Source organism: Pseudomonas sp. 51_B (assembly GCF_017491595.1).
GTDB classification, from domain to species: Bacteria; Pseudomonadota; Gammaproteobacteria; order Pseudomonadales; family Pseudomonadaceae; genus Aquipseudomonas; species Aquipseudomonas promysalinigenes.
This window is the reverse complement of the sequence record NZ_JAFGYW010000280.1, coordinates 1-482: the sequence shown is the minus strand read 5'-3', so window position 1 is coordinate 482 and position 482 is coordinate 1. Positions and strand designations below refer to the sequence as shown.

1 pseudogene is annotated in these 482 nt (G+C 67.8%); it reads left to right on the top strand.

The annotated features are described in order from the left end of the window. Positions 1-482: pseudogene (locus J5M56_RS24825) on the top strand (type II and III secretion system protein family protein); the annotation flags it as partial.

The window sequence follows — 482 nt, the reverse complement described above, 5'->3', positions numbered from 1 at the left end:
CCACCGAGAACGCGCCCGACGGCGACAGATCGAACGCCTTCGACGCCGTCGGGCGCGTTCTCGGTGGTGGGCGGCTTTCACACGTCGCGCTACTCGATCGACGGCGTGCTCGACGCGCTCGATCAGGAAGGCCTCATCACGATGCTCGCCGAGCCGAACCTGACCGCGATCTCCGGCCAGACCGCGCGCTTCCTCGCGGGCGGCGAGTTTCCGATTCCGGTCGCGCAGGACACGACGGGCGCGATCACGATCCAGTTCAAGCCATATGGCGTGTCGCTCGACTTCACGCCGACCGTGCTCGCCGACAACCGGATCAGCCTCAAGGTGCGCCCGGAGGTGAGCGAGATCGATCCGACCAACAGCGTGACGACGGGCAGCATCAAGGTGCCGGCGCTGACGGTGCGCCGCGTCGACACGACGGTCGAGCTGTCGAGCGGGCAGAGCTTCGCGATCGGCGGGCTCCTGCAGAGCAAGAGCAGCGA